The sequence below is a fragment of the Actinoplanes sp. NPDC024001 genome (genome assembly GCF_040638955.1).
GTDB lineage: Bacteria > Actinomycetota > Actinomycetes > Mycobacteriales > Micromonosporaceae > Actinoplanes.
On record NZ_JBEZZB010000007.1, the window covers coordinates 1 to 18432 of the forward strand.

The 18432-nt window shown below is 68.7% G+C and carries 20 protein-coding genes; 10 read left to right on the forward strand and 10 right to left on the reverse strand.

Annotated elements, in window-relative coordinates:
- The coding region (locus AB0F81_RS04650; RefSeq protein WP_360190905.1) for a histidine kinase at positions 1 to 1237 on the reverse strand (1237 nt) is incomplete at its 3' end.
- Between the two features lie 62 nt (positions 1238 to 1299).
- The gene (locus tag AB0F81_RS04655) at positions 1300 to 2256 is read right to left on the reverse strand and encodes a HAMP domain-containing sensor histidine kinase (protein WP_360190908.1); all 957 of its coding nucleotides are present in this window, start codon (positions 2254 to 2256) and stop codon (positions 1300 to 1302) included.
- Positions 2257 to 2544: 288 nt separating this feature from the next.
- Here AB0F81_RS04655 and AB0F81_RS04660 point away from each other — a divergent pair, with 288 nt between their 5' ends.
- On the forward strand, positions 2545 to 3222 hold the full coding sequence (locus tag AB0F81_RS04660) for a response regulator transcription factor (RefSeq protein ID WP_360190911.1): 678 nt from the start codon (positions 2545 to 2547) through the stop codon (positions 3220 to 3222).
- A gap of 134 nt (positions 3223 to 3356) precedes the next feature.
- On the opposite strand, the gene AB0F81_RS04665 is transcribed toward AB0F81_RS04660, so the two are convergent.
- Positions 3357 to 4382, reverse strand: coding sequence for a chemotaxis protein CheB (locus AB0F81_RS04665; protein WP_360190914.1), 1026 nt, complete (start codon positions 4380 to 4382; stop codon positions 3357 to 3359).
- 296 nt (positions 4383 to 4678) lie between these two features.
- Here AB0F81_RS04665 and AB0F81_RS04670 point away from each other — a divergent pair, with 296 nt between their 5' ends.
- Positions 4679 to 5161, forward strand: a complete 483-nt coding sequence (locus AB0F81_RS04670) for a hypothetical protein (RefSeq protein ID WP_360190917.1) — start codon at positions 4679 to 4681, stop codon at positions 5159 to 5161.
- Between the two features lie 220 nt (positions 5162 to 5381).
- Positions 5382 to 5780 (forward strand): response regulator, encoded by a 399-nt coding sequence (locus tag AB0F81_RS04675; RefSeq protein WP_360190920.1) that lies wholly within the window; start codon positions 5382 to 5384, stop codon positions 5778 to 5780.
- Between the two features lie 159 nt (positions 5781 to 5939).
- On the opposite strand, the gene AB0F81_RS04680 is transcribed toward AB0F81_RS04675, so the two are convergent.
- A complete protein-coding gene (locus AB0F81_RS04680) occupies positions 5940 to 6071 on the reverse strand; it encodes a hypothetical protein (RefSeq protein WP_360190923.1) in 132 nt (43 codons plus the stop codon).
- Between the two features lie 740 nt (positions 6072 to 6811).
- On the opposite strand from AB0F81_RS04680, the gene AB0F81_RS04685 reads away from it, so the two are divergent.
- The 4 genes from AB0F81_RS04685 to AB0F81_RS04700 all read left to right on the forward strand — a co-directional run bounded on the left by AB0F81_RS04685 (position 6812) and on the right by AB0F81_RS04700 (position 9868).
- A complete protein-coding gene (locus AB0F81_RS04685) occupies positions 6812 to 8116 on the forward strand; it encodes an AI-2E family transporter (protein ID WP_360190926.1) in 1305 nt (434 codons plus the stop codon).
- Positions 8113 to 9081 carry a diacylglycerol kinase family protein gene (locus AB0F81_RS04690; RefSeq protein WP_360190929.1) on the forward strand — a complete coding sequence of 323 codons (969 nt, stop codon included), beginning with the start codon at positions 8113 to 8115 and terminating at the stop codon, positions 9079 to 9081. Before AB0F81_RS04685 ends, AB0F81_RS04690 begins: the two co-directional genes overlap by 4 nt.
- 184 nt (positions 9082 to 9265) lie before the next feature.
- On the forward strand, positions 9266 to 9439 hold the full coding sequence (locus tag AB0F81_RS04695; RefSeq protein ID WP_360190932.1) for a CsbD family protein: 174 nt from the start codon (positions 9266 to 9268) through the stop codon (positions 9437 to 9439).
- A 237-nt stretch (positions 9440 to 9676) separates the two neighbouring features.
- On the forward strand, positions 9677 to 9868 hold the full coding sequence (locus AB0F81_RS04700) for a hypothetical protein (RefSeq protein WP_360190935.1): 192 nt from the start codon (positions 9677 to 9679) through the stop codon (positions 9866 to 9868).
- Positions 9869 to 9943: 75 nt separating this feature from the next.
- Here AB0F81_RS04700 and AB0F81_RS04705 read toward each other — a convergent pair whose 3' ends face one another.
- From AB0F81_RS04705 to AB0F81_RS04725, 5 genes are all read right to left on the reverse strand, one after another.
- Positions 9944 to 10873: a hypothetical protein gene (locus tag AB0F81_RS04705; protein WP_360190938.1), complete on the reverse strand. Its 930-nt coding sequence runs from the start codon at positions 10871 to 10873 to the stop codon at positions 9944 to 9946.
- A gap of 340 nt (positions 10874 to 11213) precedes the next feature.
- On the reverse strand, positions 11214 to 11945 hold the full coding sequence (locus AB0F81_RS04710; RefSeq protein WP_360190941.1) for a GAF and ANTAR domain-containing protein: 732 nt from the start codon (positions 11943 to 11945) through the stop codon (positions 11214 to 11216).
- Positions 11946 to 11984: 39 nt separating this feature from the next.
- A complete protein-coding gene (locus AB0F81_RS04715) occupies positions 11985 to 12713 on the reverse strand; it encodes a GAF and ANTAR domain-containing protein (RefSeq protein ID WP_360190944.1) in 729 nt (242 codons plus the stop codon).
- A 284-nt stretch (positions 12714 to 12997) separates the two neighbouring features.
- The gene (locus AB0F81_RS04720) at positions 12998 to 13759 is read right to left on the reverse strand and encodes an ATP-binding protein (RefSeq protein ID WP_360190947.1); all 762 of its coding nucleotides are present in this window, start codon (positions 13757 to 13759) and stop codon (positions 12998 to 13000) included.
- 427 nt (positions 13760 to 14186) lie between these two features.
- A complete protein-coding gene (locus tag AB0F81_RS04725; RefSeq protein ID WP_360191145.1) occupies positions 14187 to 14510 on the reverse strand; it encodes a response regulator in 324 nt (107 codons plus the stop codon).
- Positions 14511 to 14608: 98 nt separating this feature from the next.
- Between AB0F81_RS04725 and AB0F81_RS04730 the strand changes: the two genes are divergently transcribed.
- The 3 genes from AB0F81_RS04730 to AB0F81_RS04740 all read left to right on the forward strand — a co-directional run bounded on the left by AB0F81_RS04730 (position 14609) and on the right by AB0F81_RS04740 (position 16483).
- Entirely contained in the window at positions 14609 to 15091 is a 483-nt protein-coding gene (locus tag AB0F81_RS04730; RefSeq protein WP_360190950.1) for a GNAT family N-acetyltransferase, read from the forward strand.
- 170 nt (positions 15092 to 15261) lie between these two features.
- Positions 15262 to 15822: an RNA polymerase sigma factor gene (locus AB0F81_RS04735; RefSeq protein WP_360190952.1), complete on the forward strand. Its 561-nt coding sequence runs from the start codon at positions 15262 to 15264 to the stop codon at positions 15820 to 15822.
- A gap of 91 nt (positions 15823 to 15913) precedes the next feature.
- Positions 15914 to 16483, forward strand: a complete 570-nt coding sequence (locus tag AB0F81_RS04740) for a hypothetical protein (RefSeq protein ID WP_360190954.1) — start codon at positions 15914 to 15916, stop codon at positions 16481 to 16483.
- A gap of 5 nt (positions 16484 to 16488) precedes the next feature.
- Here the strand turns inward: AB0F81_RS04740 and AB0F81_RS04745 are convergent, their stop codons facing one another.
- Positions 16489 to 17868, reverse strand: coding sequence for a serine/threonine-protein kinase (locus AB0F81_RS04745; protein WP_360190957.1), 1380 nt, complete (start codon positions 17866 to 17868; stop codon positions 16489 to 16491).
- Between the last annotated feature and the right edge of the window lie 564 nt (positions 17869 to 18432).

The following is an 18432-nucleotide window of genomic DNA, read 5'->3' on the forward strand; positions in this document are numbered from 1 at the left end:
GGCGGTCGCCCGTTCCGACGCTGACACCGTCGTCGTGCTCTCCTGCCCGGAGATCGACGGGCCGATGCTGCGCCGCCGCGGCGTCCGGTCGCAGTGTGTCGGCCGGTACTGGCAGGACGGCGCGCACGCGCCAGCCGCCGTCCGGGCGGGGTCCGGCTTCCAGACTTCCGCCGATCGCCTGTGCCCGCTCGCGCATGCCGGTCAGCCCGTTCCCGCCGCCGAGACCGGCCGCCACCGGCGCGCTCGCGTGCCGGCCGTCGTCGTCGACGATCAATTCCGCCCGTTCCCCGTTGTCCGACAGGCGCAGCCGTACCGTGCCGCCCGGCGCGTACCGGAGGGTGTTGGTGAGCGCCTCTCGGGCAATGCCGTACGCGGCCTCGGCAACCACCCGCGGTGGATCCACGACCGGCAGGTCGACCTCCACCACCTGACCCAGCAGCCGGAAGTCGTCCGCCAGCCCGGTCAGGCTCGGTGCCGGCATGTCCGCGAACGGCAGGACATCGACCAGGTTCCGCAGCGTCGCCAGCGTGTCCTCGCTGGTACGTCGGGTGCGGTCCAGCACCTCGCCGCGCACGTCCGGCCGCTCGTCGCCGAGCATCTGCGCCGTCGAGGCGTCGATCACGATCGCGGTGAGATGGTGCGCGGCCTCGTCGTGCAACTCCCGGGCCAGCCGCCGCCGCTCGGCGATCGCCGCCTCGATCCCGGCCCGGCGAGCCGCGGCCAGCCGATGCTCGGCCTCGCGGCGCTCCCTTTTCCGCCGTCCGCGCCGGCGGCCGAACGCGGCGACGGCCAGGTACATGATCATCCCGACCGGCAGGCGGAGCAGGCCCAGCACACTGAACCCTTCCTCGGCCGACGCCGTGGCGAACGACAGCAGTGTCAGCCCGGCGCACACCAGCACGGCGGTCCGCCACGCGGCGTGCATGCCGAGGTTGAAGATCGCTATCAACGTGGCGAGTTCCACGGGCAGCACGGCGTCGCCGGCGGAGAAGGCTTGGTGCCCGTCCGGCACGATCCAATAGAGCAGCTCGAGCACGCCGGAGACCACCAGCGTGACGGTCACCGGCCGCTCGCGGCGCTGGATCAGGGCCCAACCGATCGCCAGCGTGCCGGTCACCATGGCGGCTGCCGGCACCGGCGCAACGGTGGATCCGCGCAGCAACGCCGATCCGGGCCACCAGCAGATCTGAGCCACCGTGATCAGCGCGGGCAGCAGCCACGCATTCCAACGCCCCACCACCACACCCTCCCACCGCGCGGAGTGCCCGGTGCCCGGTTCGCGGGTTCTGGCCGGCGCGTTCACTTCACGGCCGCCGATGCTGTGGCCGCCATCGCCGGAGCGGCGGGGCCGGACGGCGCCGGCTGCGGCAGGGTGAACCAGAAGCGGCTGCCGCCGCCCGGGTTCTCGTCGACGCCGATCCGGCCACCGTGCCGCTCGACGATCCGCCGGCAGATGGCCAGCCCAAGCCCGGTGCCGCGGTAGGCGCCGCTGTTCGCGGATCGGTGGAAGGCGTCGAACACCTTCGGCCGGTCGGCCTCGGGGATTCCGATGCCGCGGTCGGCGACCTCCACCCGCAGCGCACCGCCGGATGCTGCACGGACCGCGACCACGACCCGGGCGCGAACGCCGGTCGGCGTGTACTTGATCGCATTGCCGATCAGGTTGTCGAGCACGTGGCGCAGGAGCTCAGGGTCGGCCACGACCGACGGCGACGGCCCGTCCACGGTGACGCACGAGCCGTCACCGGCGTGGTCGGCGATCACGTCGGCGATCAGATCGCTCAGCGCCACCGGGCGCAGATCCATGGGTGCCTGCTCCGCGGCGGCATAGCAGAGAAGGTCCTCGACGAGCCGGTTGATGCGCCCGAGGGCGCGTTCCATCCCGCTCAGCTGCTGCCCCGCGTCGTCGCCGAGCCCTTCGGCGTGGTCCTGCCGGAGCATCTCCAGGTGCGCGGTCGCGGTCGCCAGCGGCGACTTCAGATCATGGCTGGCCATGGTCATGAGCGCCCGTAGTTCGGACTCGCGGCGCTGCTGCTCCCTCCGCTCGCGGTTCCATCGGTACCCGGCCCAGCACACCGCGACGGCGGCGGCCGGCGGGAACAACGATTCCCAGACGGTGTCGGCAGCGCCGGCGGTGGCGCTGGCGAGCAGGGACACCGCGATGTAACCGGCCGCGGTGCAGGCTGCGGAGATAGCGGTCCGCGCCGGCGTTGCCGCAGCCTTGGGTACCGGTGTGTGATCGTTCGGGGTGCTCATTTTCGGTCTGCTCCTCGATGGAAGGGATGCTCACGAACTACACATATGCTGCGAGTCCGGCAGCATCGAAGTCGTCCGCCCACCGCGGCGTCGACCAGCTACCGCGCCGGTGGTGACCGGAAGCCTCGGCCGGGCCCGAGGTACCGCCGTGGTCGTACATCCGCAGCGGTGGTACCGCCGATCCGACCGCACTGGCGGCGAGCTGAGCGATAATTCCGGTATGCGGCCTCCCACAGCGTTCTTCAGCGACCGGGCCCATGGGGTAGGCACTCTTTCCGCGGAGCGGCGATGAGCATTCGGATCCTCCTCGCCGACGACCAGCCGATGATCCGGGCCGGGATCGCCATGCTCCTGTCCGCGCAGGAGGGCATGGAGGTGGTCGGCGAGGCCGGCGACGGCCTGCAGGCCGTCGCGATGGCTCGCGACTTGGAACCGGACGTCGTGGTCATGGACTTGCAGATGCCACAACTGGACGGAGTGGCCGCGACCCGGCAGCTGACCGCGGACGATTTCGCGGCGGAACGCGCGCACACCGTCAAGGTCCTGGTGCTGACCACGTTCAGCGACGAGACCGAAGTGTTCGCGGCCCTACGTGCGGGGGCGTCCGGCTACCTGGTCAAGGACGGCGCCCCGACAGAGCTCGCCACCGCGATCCGGGAAGTCTGTGCCGGCAACGCGTACCTGCACCCGGCGGTGACCCGCGGCGTGATCGCCGACATCGCCGGCCGGCTGGGTGCAGCCGCCCCGGTACCCGGACTGCTGGAGCGGCTGACTCCACGGGAGCGCGAGATCCTCTCACTGATGGCGCTTGGGCTGCCGAACCGGGAGATCGCCGCCCGACTGTTCCTCGCCGAGGCGACCGTCAAAACGCACGTCTGCCGGGTGATCATGAAGCTGGAGGTGGAGGACCGGACCCAGGCCGTGGTGCTCGCCTACCAGAACCGGCTCGTGCAGCCCCGGCCGTAATGGGATCAGGACGGTGCACCGGGGCCACCCGGCCAGCCTGACGCTCACACACGGTTACGGTTCCGAGGGCGGATCGGCCTGTCTGCGGCAGATCAGAGGGCCGGCCTGACCGCCATAGCCTGACCACACGTGCATTATTCAGATCGATCGGTGGAGGCGATGGCTGGCGCGTCGCGGGCGGAGAGCAGTGCGGGCAGCAACTGTTCGGTGATGATGCGCGCGGCGCTCAACGACTCGGCGGCGGCCTCCTCCGCCCGGCGGGTGCTCCAGGAACTGCGATTGTTCATCCGTTTGGCGATGCTCTGCTGCACGGCGGCGTGTTCTTGCAGGCGGGCGGCAGCGGTCCACAGGGCCGCCTCGATGCTGTCGGCCTGAGCGGCGGCCATCGCGTGCGGGGCGAACGAGTGCCCGACGTGGCACTCGTACCGCAGGGCGAGGCCGTCAGCGACGGCGCTCACCCCGCCGCCACAGTCCGGGCAGGACAGCACCAACCGCGACGGGACACCCTTACTGCCGTGAAGGACATGTTCGGTCATCCGGTGCTCCTCGTGTAGTCGCCGCCGCGGTGTGCTGCCATTGACGCGGCGCGGCACCGCTTCAGTGATCAGCCGGCCGAGAGCGGTTGCCGGGGCAGTGGTGGCGGCGTTCACCAGCGCGAGAGCGGCACGGGGCATCTCGGAATAGGCCGCGTCGGCGGGGTCCTGCACCAGCACGGTGCCGCCTGCCGCGGCGACAGCCGCGGCACCGTTGGCACCATCGTCCAAGGTCCCGGACAGAATCACGGCGGTGGTCCGGGGACCGAAGTGGCGGGCGGCGCTGACCAGTAGCGGGTCCACGGCAGGGCGGGTCCGGTTGATCCGCGGGCCAGCCCACAGCCGCAACTTGCCACCCTCGTCGATGATCAAGTGCCGATCCGCAGGTGCCACCGTCACCAGCCCAGGCAACAGCTGCTGGCCATCGACGGCTGTGGCTACCGGCAGACTGCTGTGTGATGCCAGAACCGCCGTCAGCATCCCCCGGGTGTTACTCGGTGCGGTGTGAACCACGATCAGCACGCTGGCCTGTAGACCCGGCGCGATGCCTGACAACAACCGCTGCAACGCTTCGATACCGCCGGCGGAGGCACCGATCACGACCACGTTGCGGGCTTCTGCGCTCATCCCGGTAAAGCTACGCGCCGAGCGATCGGGCGCGCGACCTCCGGAAGCGGCACAGCTACTCAGCCGCGGCGCAGGCAAGTGATGCCGACTCTCACGAACATCACGGCCCGCAGAGCCGACAACTTGGCGCCGAAACTCGCGAACATCTGCCGCCCACACTCGTTAACGGAGCCAGTCGGCGGAGCGGACGCAGCTCATATCAGTCTCACCGCCGATTCGTCCGATCGTCGTCACATCGATGGTTGCCGCGGTTGTTGCGGGACGCAGAGGGGTGCGCCCGGGAGCGCCTGCGGCAGGTGCGGCAGGTCGAGGCGACGACCGAGCGGCTCGACCACGTCGTCGGCAACATCTGGGTGCTGACACGCAACGCGGTCACACTGACCCGCCTGTGTATTGCCTCGCCGCCCGAACTCGGTGCTGCGATCACCTCGCTCGCCGACGCGGTGCGCGCCGCAGGCGAGTCACTCGCGACCGATCTGACCGGGCGTGATGATCCCGGCCGGCACGCCAGCCGAGCGGACACCGCCGCGCTGCAGGCGGTACGGATCGCGGCGAAGCTTCTCGAGTCGCAGCCCGCTCTGCCACTCACGATGATCATCGGTCAGATCCGGGCCACCGCTGTCGACCTGTTACGTGGAGTCGACCAGGACGACAGCGACGTCCTGGCACGGGTCGATGAGGCAGTCGGTCTTTCCCCACCCCCCGCCGAGTTTTCAGACCAGCAGGAACCGACTAGCACCAGCGGGAATCCCGACCGGCTCTCGGTGCGGTGGAATTAGACACGCCGGACATCACGCGATCTAGGCGGTATAACAGGCATTTTCGATTCACGGGAAATCGGTAAGGTGACCGATTCGGTGCTCCTCCCATCGGCGCGATGATGGTGCCACCTCAGCGAATGGGCCCCGGCGCGGGCCGAGAAGCTGTCGTGGCCGGTAACGCCGACCGACCGCGTCAGGGTGGCGCTCCCCCAATCCGACGCTGCAAGGAGCAGATCTGATGGCATTCATCCTCGTCGGTGATGACGACGCCGACACGCGAACCGTCCTGCGGATGTTGCTGACCCGCGCCGGGCACGAAGTGATGCTTGCCTGCGACGGTCCCGACACCGTGGCGGCCGCGCGCCGCCGGCCACCGGACGTGCTGCTTCTCGACCGGGCCATGCCGGGTATGGACGGGTACCAGGTGTGCCGCATGCTGCGCGCGGATCCCAGCACGTGCACCGTAGCGATCATGCTGGTTTCGGCGATGTCACACTATGCCGATGTTGACGATGGCTTAGCCGTCGGCGCCGACGACTACCTGTTCAAACCATTCAACAACCAGGATCTGCTGGCCCGGGTCCGGACGCTGGCGTCTGCCAGACCGACAGGTGACGGGTCAAGTGACGCGGTTTGACTGGCCGGTGAAGTCATGACTGTCCTCGAGCTCGGGAGCCAGCGCGGCCGCAGAGTTGGCGACTCGGCAGGCCCCGGCACAACGCCTGGTGCGTTCGGACCAGCGATCCAGCGATCAGCCGGCCGCACGTGATGCCGGCTGATTCCTGGTTCGGTCAGGTCAGGCGTTCACGATGGTGGCGAGCCAGCCCGCGGTGCGAGTGATGATCTCCGGGAAGTGGTGGGAGAGGATCTCGTAGTGCTGGCCGGGATATTCGACGAGCTGCTTGGGTTCGGGGATGCGTTCATACACCGGATAGGGCCTGAGGATGGGCGGCGTTTGCACCGTGGTGCGACCGTGCAGAAAGGCGGTAAGGAGGTGCCACTGTGCGTACCGGGCCGTTGATCGCTTTGTCTGCGACGACCTTTCTAGTGCTGGCCGGGTGCGCTGTGGACTGCTCCGCCGTCTGCCAGGCAGGCAACCGCGAGCTGGCTGCCATCCCGATCCCGCCCTCCAGCAGTTGGCACGCTGACAGCGGGCTGAAGTTCACGCCTGTGGACTCCCATCCGCAATGGAGAAGAAATCGGTGGTTCCAGCAGTTCCGCGTCCCGGCGCCCCCGTCGCAGATCATCAAGCAGGTCGATGATTCCGCCCGCGCGGCGGCATGGGGGCCGGAAGCAACGTGCAACACGGAGGGTGGACGGGCCGGCTGCTGGCACAAGCCGGGCTGGTCACTCGGTGTTGTCGCGTACCCGGACTCGGCCACGCAGTCGTGGGTCAGGGTCACGTTGACGGAGGATCATGCTGTCAAGATGCCGTGACCAGCGAAGTCGCCACCCGCGATCACCGAGGCGCAGTTTGCTATCCGGTCAGTGGGGTACTCCGTGTGCACAACGTTCGATGTCGTGACCATGTCGCGTGCCTGATCACGACGGCCGTCCGGACCTCTGCGGCCTCATTCCGCCTTTGCCGCACCCGCTTGTCCGCACGATGCGTTGTCGTTGACGTCCGGGCTCCGAGCGGTTTTTTCACGTCGGTGAGGAGCTGACGAGATGCCCATGGTCTGGGTAGACACCGCCCGCAGCCGGGCACAGAACCGTCTCTCTGCCGCCCAGCGCGGCTGGACACCACCACCGTTCACCGCGGATCCGTCGCTCGGTGAACCGTCGCTCGTAACGGCGGAACAGACAGCATCGGTGGACGACGGCCTGCCGCGCGGCGTACGCGTCGCGGGCGCCTGGGCATGGCGGATCATTCTGTTCATCGCGACCGCATATCTGGTGATCCGGGTCATCAGCATGCTACGGATCGTGGTCATCCCCATCGCGATCGCACTGCTGCTGGCCGCGCTCTTCGAACCGTTGGCGGCCGCGCTGCGCAAGCGGCGCGTCAACCGCTCGCTCGCCGCCGGGCTCGTCCTCGTCAGCGGGCTGATCGTGGTCTTCGGCGGCCTCACCCTCATCGTGCAAACGTTCATCTCGCAACTGGACGACCTGAGCACGCAGGTCAGCGAAGGCATCGCCGAGGTGCAGGGGTGGCTGGCCCAAGGACCACTGCAGCTGTCCCAGAGCCAGCTCAGCGACGGTCTCGACCGGCTGCAGAACGCGATCACCGAGAATCAGGGCGCACTGACCTCCGGGGCTTTGAGCACCGCCACTACCCTCGGCGAAGTCGTGGCCGGCTTCTTCCTCGTCCTGTTCACCCTCTTCTTCTACCTCCGCGACGGCGGGCAGATCTGGACGTTCCTGTGCCGCGTGCTGCCCCGTACCTCTCGCATCCCTATCGCCCGGGCCGGCTACTACTCCTGGCACACCCTGGTGTCGTACGTGCGCGCCACCGTGCTGGTCGCCTTCGTCGACGCCGTCGGCATCGGCATCGGTTTAGCGATCCTGCGCGTCCCCCTCGCCCTGCCGCTGGCCGCCCTCGTCTTCCTCAGTGCCTTCATCCCCGTCATCGGCGCCACCCTCTCCGGCGCCGTCGCTGTGCTTGTCGCGCTCGTCACCGTCGGCCCGGTCAAGGCACTGATCGTCCTGGGCGTGGTCATCGCCGTACAACAACTCGAAGGCCACGTCCTGCAACCGCTGATCATGGGACGCGCCGTCGCCCTGCACCCCTTGGCCGTAATCGTGGCCATCGCCATCGGCGTCGTCGTGGCCGGAATCGTCGGCGGGCTCGTCGCCGTACCGGTGCTCGCGGTTCTCAACACCGCCATCCGCTACCTGTTCAGCCACCCGGAAGGCGAACCAACCCCGGACGGCGAGCCGCCGGGAACTGAGCCTGCCGGCGAACGCGACGGGGCACCCGAACCCGCCTCGATCAATCCGGGAACACCTGTGGAAAGCGAGGCACCACGATGACGGTCACGACCGGTCAGAGTCGCACCAACCAGGCGCCCAGATCGGCGGTCGTCGTCAATCCTTCGAAGGTCGACGACATCGGCGAACTACGCCGTACCGTCGATGACACGCTGTCCGCGGCCGGCTGGCCCGCCCCGCGATGGTTCGAGACCACCGCAGACGACCCTGGCCGCCAGCAGACCCGCACGGCCGTCGAATCGGGCGCCGAGGTGGTCTTCGTCTGCGGCGGTGACGGGACCGTGATGTCGGCGATGTCGGCGCTGGTGGGTACCGAGGTGTCGATGGCCGTTCTGCCTGCCGGTACCGGCAACCTGCTCGCCGCGAACCTGGGGCTGTCGACCGATCTGGCCGCCGGTCTCGCCGTCGCGCTGGACGGCGGCCTTCGGCACCTGGATGTCGGCGCCTTCGAAGGCCGGCATTTCGCCGTGATGGCGGGCATGGGTTTCGACGCGCACATGCTCGATGCCACCTCAGACACGGCGAAGGCACACATCGGCTGGCCCGCGTACGTGCTCGGCGCGATGAAGCATCTCAAGGACCGGCCGATGCGGGTCACGGTACGCATCGATGACGGGACACCGATGCGGCGGCGCGCCCGTTCGGTACTGATCGCCAACGTGGGCCGTCTGCAGGGCGGGGTGAGGCTGCTGAGCGATGCGCAACCCGACGACGGCATCCTGGATATAGCGATCTTGACGCCCAGCACGCTGCGCAAATGGGTGGCCCTGGGATGGGGGCTCCTGCGGCGCAGCGACCGCATTCCGTCGATCGAGGTCTTTCGCGGGAGCCGGATCGACGTGATCAGTAGCCGGCCGCAGCCGCGTCAGCTCGACGGCGATCTCGTCGAGGCAGGTGACCGGCTGTTCGTCGAGGTCATCCCCCAGGCCCTCTGGCTGTGCGTGCCACAGCCCGCCGACGATCCCGATCTCGCCGTGGACGCCGGAGCCGTCACCGGCGCCCAGTAGAAAGGCCCACCGCTCAGGTGCCAGGCCCGCCACCAGCTGAGCAGGGTGGCGTTTAGCGAGCAGCCGATCGAAGGCCGGCGAAGTGTTTCGCATCGCCGGCCAGGGGCACGCCTGAGAGAGAACCGTTCTCACCGAGACTTCGTCAGCCGACGAGGTCCGTGTACGAGTGCGGGAGAGGATCGCCATGGGGCTCGACGACAAGATCGAGAACAAGGCGCAAGAAGCCACCGGCAAGGCCAAGCAGGGCATCGGCGAGGCCACCGACGACAAGGAACTCCAAGCCGAGGGCACGGCGGACCAGAAGTCGTCGAACGTCAAGCAGGCCGGCGAGAAGATCAAGGACGTCTTCAAGAACTGATGACAGAACGCTTGGACAGGGCCGGCATCCGCTGACGGAGCCGGCCCTTCCTCGCGTTCACCGGCCGGGTGCTGCCTTCGGCCACTACCCGCTGCCCGCCACCCACGTCTGGACCCACGACGCCATCGACCTCGGCGGGGACGCCGCCTCCACCAGCTCGTCGAGCACCTCGCCGCCCTGCGCCATTCCCAGCCTCCACGTCATCCACCGCCCACGAGTGGACCCGGGAGAGCCGACATGATCATCACAAAGACCCGTGTCCTGGCCGTTCTTCGAGAGCGCGGCCAGCACGACAGAGCAGATTTCGTCGACCGTGAGCTACCGGAGCGTATTGACCCGCAGCGGCACGGCGGGCTGCTGGCCATGCTCCGCCTCGACCTGGGGACGTTGGCGGAGGACCCCGTCCGCGTGACGACCCGCCGGCGCTGAATCTCACTGCCTGACAACTCGGGCTTCTGGAGTACGCCACAGCGGGAAGACAGCCGATCTCCGGCTGTCCTTCGCTCAGTGCCAGATCTTGAAGTCGACCGGCTGGACGTCGGGCTCGATGTAGTCGACGTCGTAGATCACCAGGTAGTGGGCGTTGTCCGGCACATTGCGCGCCAGCACCGTACGATGCTCGCCGCACGCGGTCACCGGCTCGGTGTAGGTCAGCGAGCCGTCTACCAAGGGCCAGAACCCCACCAGGAACCTCTGGCAGCGGTCCGCCGGGTTCGTCGGATCCGAGATGTGCGAGACGCTGATCGTGGTGCATCGGGAGGCGGGCGTGGTCAGTTGCTCGCTGCCGACCCGGCCCGCCTCGTAGAACGAGGTCTCCGGCCGGATCGGGGCACAGCTGCGATGCCCCGGGGGTGCAGCGGCGGTGAGCGTGCGGGCCGCCCGGTTGACGACCTGCCGCCAGTCGGCGTAGCGGGTCTCGCCCGGTGCGGCGGCCGTGTGCACCGAGATCAGGGCCTGCCCGAGGCGGATGACGTACCCGTACCGTCTGGTGCCTTCCAAATCCATGCCGGCGCCGGTGCTGGCCGTCTCGAACCGGACGGCGGGCCGCCCGGCCACCGTGGTCTGCTGCCAGAGAAGCGTGCGCTCGAATTCCGTGTCGCTCCTGCTCGGCAACGCCGCCACCCGCTGGACGTTCAGGGCGGTCAGTGGATACTCGCTCTCCAGCGGAATGACGAACCGATCCGGGTGGATCTGGGCGCACACCTCCTCCGGCCGGATCTGTGTGGTGTACCAGTCGCCGGGATACCCGATCGAGTAGTTCTCGGCCGTGTTGACGCAGCGCTGCCAGCCATGCGGCAACGAGACCTGCGCCGGCGCGGCATGTTCCGCCCCGGCCGCGGTGACCGGACCGGCCGCGGCGGGGCCGCCGGCCACCGCCGTTCCAAGAGCGCTGACGCCGATTGCGGCGGCGAGTACGAGCCGATGGGTACGCATGACTTGTTCTCCTTCTGCGAGCGGAACCTCTACACATCGTTGGTCCCGCCGGCGAGAACTTTTGTTCGGCTCGGCTCGTGCCGGGTTTGAGCACCGGCCAGTCGCCCGCCGCCGGGAGCGATTCCCTGGCACCGATCGGGCGACTACAACCACGGTGGTGCTGGCTCGGCTGGTACACCGAACCAGCATCCTCATCCCATCCGTGCTTGGAAGCCGGCTTGATGACCTTCCGTTTCGTCGCCTACGTGACCGTTCTGCTCGCGGTTCTGTCCTGTTGCGGCGGTGGGAACTCGCCGCCCTACCCCGCCGTCCGGTCGGCGACCTGCCGCGGAGATGACCGTCAGCGCTCCGCCAGGCCGGGCAGGGCGGCCAGGTCGGTGACGATCAGCTCGGCGACCTCGGTGAGCCTGCGGTTGTTGTTGCGGGCGTAGGCGCGGATCCGGCGGAACGCCTCATCGACGCTGATCCCGTGGAGCTGGGCGAGAGCACCCTTGGCCTGTTCGATGATGATCCGGCTGTTCAGGGCGCCCTGCAGTTGTTCGGTCAGCGCCTCACTGCGGCGGATCGTGCGTTCCTGCATCAGGCCGATGGTCGCGACGTCGGCGAGCGCCTGCATGACCGGTACATCGGCGGAATCGAAGTCTCCGCCGGTTGAACTGCCGAAGATGTTCAGGGCACCGATCACCTGAGTACGCAGCCGCAGCGGAAACGCGTGCACGGACCGGAAACCGGCCTGCGCCGCCCGGGGCGCGAAGCGGGGCCAGCGATCCGTCGCAGCCGCCAGGTCGACGTTGATCACCGGTTGCCCGGTGCGGAACGCTTCCAGGCAGGGGCCCTGGTCGTTCTGCAGTTGGAACAGTTCCACCAGGCGGACGTTCTCGTCGGAACCCGCCATGAACGCCAGCCGCCCTCGCTCGTCGGCGAGCATCAGCCCGGCGGCGGCCGCGTCGACCAGGCTCCGGGCCCGATCGGTGAGCATGTGCAGGAAGTCGAGCAGGTCGAACTCGGCGACCAGAGTATCGGCGGCCTCCACGAAGATTGTTGCGAGCCGCTCAGCCGAAACGGTGCTCATGGCCTGCCTCCCGATAGCCCTTGACCAAACAGCCGCCCATCAGTTGTTCCCGTCCCATCGCAGCCGTCGTTCGACGATGTCGCGGGCGACGTCCTCGAGACGGCGGTTCTCGGCATAGGCGTGAGCCCGCATCCGTACGAGAGCCTCACCGATGGATACCCCCAGCTGCATCATGACCATCCCTTGCGCCTGAAACAGCTCGGCATGGCGCCCGAAATCCAGGACCGCGGCGCCGTCACCGTCGCGCGCCAACTCGTGCTGCATGTCGAGCAGCGCCTCCACGGTCACCTCCACGATGGTGAAGGCGGTCTGCATTTCCGTACCACTCAACGGGCCCACCCGATCGCGGAAGATGTCCATGACACCGAGCCGTGCGGCGCCGACCTGTAGCGGGAACGCGAAGACGGCGCAGACGCCGTCGGCCCGGGCGGCGGGAGCGTACACCGGCCAGCGGTGGACCTCGCTGTCGGACAGGTCCGCCGCGAGCACCGGCCGGCGATCGGCGAAGGCATCGATGCAGGGACCTTCGCCGAGGACGAACTGCAGTTCCTCGACGCGCTCACTCACCGGATCCGATGTCGCGCACACCCCACGTGTCCCGTCGGCAGTCATCACGCTGATACCGGACCCGCTGGCCGACAACGCCTCGACGGCGGCGAGGCAGATCCGCCGTAGCAGGCCCAGGTCCGCCGGCTGCCGGTCGATGAGACGCTGGACCACCGTCCTGCGTTCGTCCTCGCTGTGAGCCGAAATCAAGACGACGGACAATCGTGTGAAAGTCGGTCGGAGCCATGCGTCAATACCGGCACCGCCGTCCCCTTCCCGGCGCAGACGCCAAGAGCCCGGGCGGCATGAGCCAACAGATGAGTCTCACCATACTCCGGACCGGCGCTGCGACGGTGGGCTGAGCGCGCGGGTTCAACCACCACCCGGCCAGGACGGCTCATGCGGTACTCGACCACGCCCGGCCTGGGGATCGGGCTGGTGTTCTCCTGCGGGGGTGGCACATCACGACGGCAAGGACCCGTACTCGCGCAAGCGCTCGCCCCTGATCAGGTCGCCGGCGATTCCGGGGACAATGTGGCCCAGACCACCTTGCCGCCGCGGGCCGGCATGGCGCCCCAGGCGGCGGCCACCGCATGGACCAGCTGCAAACCCCTCCCCTGTTCACTGAGGAAAGCCGCCTCTCCTACGCCGGCCGGTTCGACCAGTCGCGGATATCGGGTATCCCCGTCGCGAACAGCCAGGTGTATCCGAGAGCCGCTGCGCGACGCGGTGACCACCAGATCAGTGCGAGCGTGCTGCACAGCGTTGGCGGCCAGCTCGGACACGATCAGCGAGGCTTCACTCCGTAGTTGAGGCAGCTGCCAGCTGCGGCAGGCCTGCCGGACGAGATCCCTGGCGGCCGGCACCGAACTCGGCTGCGGGCCCAGCCGGGCCTGCAGCCGGTGCGTACGCGGCGACTGCTCAGCGATCACCCGGTGTGCTTCCGGCATGGCAGCGAACAGTAGTGGCGGGTGCCCTTCGCCATGCCGTAGCCGGTAGCTCAGCATCGTCCTCGCAGGCACGCAGAACGCCATCCGGGCGGGTGCGGGCCCGAAACGGGCCGCGCGCACCGCGGCCATCCAGAATGGCCGGCTGACCCCATGGAGATCACCTACATCGTGCAGGTCGATGATGATCCACGTGGCCGGGCCGGCCAGGCACAGTTGCAGGGTGGCCCGCACCTGCTTCCCCAGGTCCTCCGACCACCGGCCGTGCACCTTCACTTCCACGACTGAGGTACTCGCGTCAGCCGTGACGCCCACCGCCACCGCCCGACGGTCCGTTCCAGTGGTGACCAGGTACGGAGGTTGCGCCGCGAGCATCCGCTCGCGGCGGCCCACAGTCACCGCTGCCCCACCAGACCGACGGCAGGCTCGTGGAGCGGATCAGCGGCACCACACCTGACCCACCCCCTATTGCGGTCAATGTGCTGCTGTGCGCTGTCGTCACCCGACACATCAAAGGACAGCCGGACAGGACGATTCTCGACGATCACGACGGCTCCAGTCGCCTGGCGGACGGCACGCTACCGAGGTCTGGAGCAGCGAACGGCGATGACGTGGCACCGCCGCTGGGCTAAAGGTTATGTCAAAGAGCCCTCGATCGCCCGGCAGAGTGAGGTGGAGGCCGGCCGCGTGATCGCCGGCCGGTTCAAGCTCGCCTCCGTTCCGGCGATGCCGACGTGGGAGCGACCGCTCAGATGATCTTGGGTGGCTGAGGTGACAGGTACGGCGCGGCCGCGCCGGCGTGCTGGCTTCGGGTCAGCAGGGCGTTGGCGCGGGTACGCAGGTCGTGGGCGTGGAACGGTTTGCCGAGGTAGCCGTCGGCGCCGGCCTCGCAGGCGGCGTGCCTCTCGGCTGGGTACTGGCGCACCGAGAGCATTCGGATGGGCAGGGACCGAGTGCGGGGGTCGCTGCGGAGCCGGCGGCACACGTCGAGGCCGTCCAGCCGGGCAGGGACGGGTCCATCACGAGCAGGTCCAGAGTTTCGGCCAGCGCGCGGGTGCGGGAGCCGCGGAATCGGCGCAGGTCATCCCCGCCACACTCACTCGGTACTTCGAACTCTCGCCCGATCGGTGGTCGCTCGACGCACCGGTTCGCCGCCGCCATGATGACGGGATGCGGACTCCACCTGGACCGGTAGAACTGCGCGCGATCGGCGACGACAATCGTGAAGCGGTCATGGCGTTGCGCGTCCGGCCCGGGCAGGAACAGTTCGTGGACGGGGTGCCGGAATCGCTGCGGGAGGCGGCCGCCAACCCGCGCGCACGGCCCTGGTTGCGTGCCGTCTACGCGGAGGACGAACCGGTCGGGTTTCTCCTGCTGGCCGATGCTGCTGAGCCCGGAAACGGTGTCATCCCCTGGCCGTACTACCTGTGGCGAATGCTGATCGACGGCCGGTATCAGGGTCGGGGTTACGGCCGCGCGGCGCTCGACCTGCTCCTCGGGTACCTGCGCGAGCGGCCCGGGGCGGAGACGCTGATCACCAGTATCGTGCCCGGTCCGGGCTCACCGTACGGCTTCTACCTTCGGTACGGGTTCCGGCCCACCGGCGAATGGTTCGACCACGAGCAGGTTCTCGCTCTGCGCACCGGCCGGTGAGGGACTTCGCCACGACGCGGCCCCTGCCGATCCCGCGTCGTCGGGCGTCGAGGAGATCCCGATGCTGTAACGACGCCTGACAGCTATGTCGGATTTGCTCACCATGGGTATTCGACGGCGTGGCATACCGGAAAGCCTCTGGTCGCGGGAAATGAGCGCATGCTCAATGCATGACTGATCGCACAGTGGAAATCGACGAAACCGACGTCGAAATGTTGGCACGAGACGCTTCGGCCGGGAACAAGGTCGCGCTGAACGCCCTACTGGTCGCAGCGCGCCCGGAGACGCTCCGGTTGTGCGGGCGGTTCCTTCCGAGCCGCGAGGACGCCGAGGAAGCGTGCCAGGACACGCTGTGGGCGGTGGCCCGCGGAATCGCAGGCTTCCACGGCAACTCCACCTTCCGTACCTGGCTGCACAGACTCGCGGCGAATCGCGCCCGGTCGACCTACCGGGCGATCCGACGTCGACACGACGGTGAGGCGGCCGGCACCCCCCTGCCCGACCGGCCCGACCCGCGGCGCACCAGCCTCGTGGCCGCCACCCGGCTGGATCTGCTCGAAGCGCTCGAAGAGCTGCCCCCGGAATACGCCGAGGTGGCCGCCCTGCGTGACGTCCTCGGCCTGGGCTACGGCGAAATCGCCGCGCTTCTCGAAATCCCGGAGGGAACCGTGAAGTCGCGGATTCACGAGGCCCGGCGCCGGTTGCGCCTTCGCCTCACCGACCACAGATAAATACTTCGAGGAAGTCGCGAACAAAAGGCGGTGCAGCGGTGACTAACCGAGTGACCGGACAGAACGACGACAAGAGAGAAAGAGGACTGTCATGCGCCATCGCAAGATTCGTCAGATCGCAGCCGCCGGCACGCTCGCCCTGATCGCCACGATTCCGCTGGCCGCCTGTGGCGACCCCGCGGTGTCACCACGGCCCGGGCAGGCCGCCGCGAACGAGACACCTGCCGCTTCGGGACAGACGCCGGCTTCGGTGCCCAGCGCGCCGGCTCAGGCCGGAGACCCCCAGCCCGGCGTCGCGAGACAGCCGGCCGGACAGAAACCCGAGAAGACACGGACCGTCAAACCGACCACATCCAGGCCGGCACCCGCCGCGCCGACATCCACCAAGCCGACCGGCACCTGCCACGGCGCCGTCCGATACGACCTGGATCTGCAGAACACCGTGCTGGACCTGGTCAGGTCGATGTGCTTCCACACCGGCGGCGTCCTGCGGCTGCAGGGCATCGGACCGGGGCTGGTGACCGCGACTCCCGGGTCTTTGGTGTCACAGAGCTACGAGGGCGGTGTGGTCGATCTGCGTTTCGTCCGTCCGGGGACTGTCACCGTGACCATCCCCCAGGACGAGAAGACCTACACCATCACGGTCGTGGTCGTCAGCTGAGCCGATCAGGCCGCCCGCACCCGCACCCCGGCCAGCAAAGTGTCGACGAAGGCCCGTGAGTTGCCGGGCGGCGGAGCGATCTGCACGTAGACCAACCCCGCCCCGGCCGGTCCGGTACCGGCGGCCTCCACCAACCGGCCTCGCCGGTCGGGGCAGTCGAAGGCGGCGATCACCCAGTCGATTCCGGCCTGCCGGCTGCGCCGCACCGCAGCTTGCGAGCAGTCGGCGTGCGGGATCTGAGCGACGACCCCGGCCGGCGCACGCTCGGCCTGGCCATCGCTCGCCAACGAGAGGAACGCCCCGCGCACGGCGCCGTCGGTCCGCCAGCGAACCGGATCCGGCGACACCAGCAGCGCCGGATATCGCGGACCGCCCGGACTGCCGGGCCAGGCCCACCGCCCCGGCACAGCGCGCCACCCTTCCGGCAGCACGACGGAGATCCGGCCGGTCGCGTCCACCGCCACCCCCGGCTGCCGCGTGAAACGGCCACCAACCGCATCGGACGCCAGCACGGACACCATGGCAGCCGACGCCAACACCAACGTCACCCGGGTGGCGGCGCGAAGCACGGGCCGCACCCGCGGCCGGGCGGTAGCCCGATCCAGGGCTGCCATCAGCGCCGCGGCGTCCCGGTACCGATCGGCCGGCCGCCGGGCCGTCGCCACGCGCAGGACCTCAGCGACCTTGCGGGGCACGCCGTCGCGAAGGCGCACCGGTTCGCCCGGACGGCGGCGCACCGGTGCGCCCAGCAGCCGCACGCCCAACTGGCCCAGGCCGTAGACGTCGGTGCGCCGGTCTACGACGGCCAGCGGATCGTCCTGCTCCGGTGACATGTAGCCCGGCGTACCGGCGCGGGCGGTCAGACCGGAAGCCGCGGCGAGCGCCTTGGCCAAACCCAGATCGGCGATGACCACCCGCTCAGTGGACGCCGTCGACCCGGGCGCGGCCGGACGGGATCGGAACAGCACGTTACCGGGCGCCAGATCACGATGGACGATGCCGTGGTCGTGCAGGACCGTGACACCATCGCAGATCTCCCGCAGCAGCGGCCCGGCCTGCCGGACCGGAATCGGTCCCCGCGCCAGTCGATCATGCAGGCTTCCGCCGTCCGCCCAGGCCATCACCGAGTACGGCCGGCCGTCGGGCAACTCCCCGAGCGCGTGTACCGACACGACGCGATCGTCGTCCAGCCGCCAGAGCAGGCGTGCCTCCTCGAGGAACCGCTCCCGGATGCGCAGATCGTGGCTCCAGTTCTCCGCCAGCACCTTGATGGCGACGCGGGCGTCGAGCGACGCGTCGTAGCCCAGCCAGACGGTGGCGAAGGATCCGATGCCCAGCAACCGTTCGATGCGGTACGACCCGATCCGGACCGGGGAGGTCACCACCTGCCGAGCATAGCCGTCAACGGGGCAGGCCCAATCATCATCGACTGCGACCCGGGGCACGACGCGCTGGCTCCGCCCCCGCGGCAAGTCGTGGTGTCGCCGGCATCGATAGGCCGCTCGATCATTCAAGGGCGCGTCACGGTCACGGCTGGCTCAAACGGCTCCCGGACGAGGCCCTGTGGAGATCAGTGAATCCGGCAAGCCGGTGACGAGCTGTTCCACGCATGTCACCATAATAAGGCTCATTGACGCATTGGTCGCTTCTCTCAAAAAGCCGGAAAGCCCTCGGCGAACAGGCTATCACCGGACGACGCAGCGGCTTGGCTATAGGCATAGGCTGCAAGGAATCGCCATGTGAACGCACCACTTGACCACTGGAGTGCACGGCGGTTGACGTCCTGCACCCGGCGGCGGTCATCCATGCCCGAGAACTCACAATCCCTCGCCGTGCGCAATATCGTCGCAGTTCAGCAGGCCTCTTGACGTCTTCGATCGGTCGCTGTTCACTGACGTCATTAATCGACTGACACCGATGAATCGGCCACGGGTTGGCCTGAGCGGCAT

Excerpts from the sequence above, each read along its gene's own strand:
- AB0F81_RS04655 (WP_360190908.1), bottom strand. The coding sequence starts at position 2,256 with ATGAGCACCCCGAACGATCACACACCGGTACCCAAGGCTGCGGCAACG.
- AB0F81_RS04660 (WP_360190911.1), top strand. The coding sequence starts at position 2,545 with ATGAGCATTCGGATCCTCCTCGCCGACGACCAGCCGATGATCCGGGCC.
- AB0F81_RS04665 (WP_360190914.1), bottom strand. The coding sequence starts at position 4,382 with ATGAGCGCAGAAGCCCGCAACGTGGTCGTGATCGGTGCCTCCGCCGGC.
- AB0F81_RS04675 (WP_360190920.1), top strand. The coding sequence starts at position 5,382 with ATGGCATTCATCCTCGTCGGTGATGACGACGCCGACACGCGAACCGTC.
- AB0F81_RS04685 (WP_360190926.1), top strand. The coding sequence starts at position 6,812 with ATGCCCATGGTCTGGGTAGACACCGCCCGCAGCCGGGCACAGAACCGT.
- AB0F81_RS04690 (WP_360190929.1), top strand. The coding sequence starts at position 8,113 with ATGACGGTCACGACCGGTCAGAGTCGCACCAACCAGGCGCCCAGATCG.
- AB0F81_RS04695 (WP_360190932.1), top strand. The coding sequence starts at position 9,266 with ATGGGGCTCGACGACAAGATCGAGAACAAGGCGCAAGAAGCCACCGGC.
- AB0F81_RS04700 (WP_360190935.1), top strand. The coding sequence starts at position 9,677 with ATGATCATCACAAAGACCCGTGTCCTGGCCGTTCTTCGAGAGCGCGGC.
- AB0F81_RS04705 (WP_360190938.1), bottom strand. The coding sequence starts at position 10,873 with ATGCGTACCCATCGGCTCGTACTCGCCGCCGCAATCGGCGTCAGCGCT.
- AB0F81_RS04710 (WP_360190941.1), bottom strand. The coding sequence starts at position 11,945 with ATGAGCACCGTTTCGGCTGAGCGGCTCGCAACAATCTTCGTGGAGGCC.
- AB0F81_RS04730 (WP_360190950.1), top strand. The coding sequence starts at position 14,609 with ATGCGGACTCCACCTGGACCGGTAGAACTGCGCGCGATCGGCGACGAC.
- AB0F81_RS04735 (WP_360190952.1), top strand. The coding sequence starts at position 15,262 with ATGACTGATCGCACAGTGGAAATCGACGAAACCGACGTCGAAATGTTG.
- AB0F81_RS04740 (WP_360190954.1), top strand. The coding sequence starts at position 15,914 with ATGCGCCATCGCAAGATTCGTCAGATCGCAGCCGCCGGCACGCTCGCC.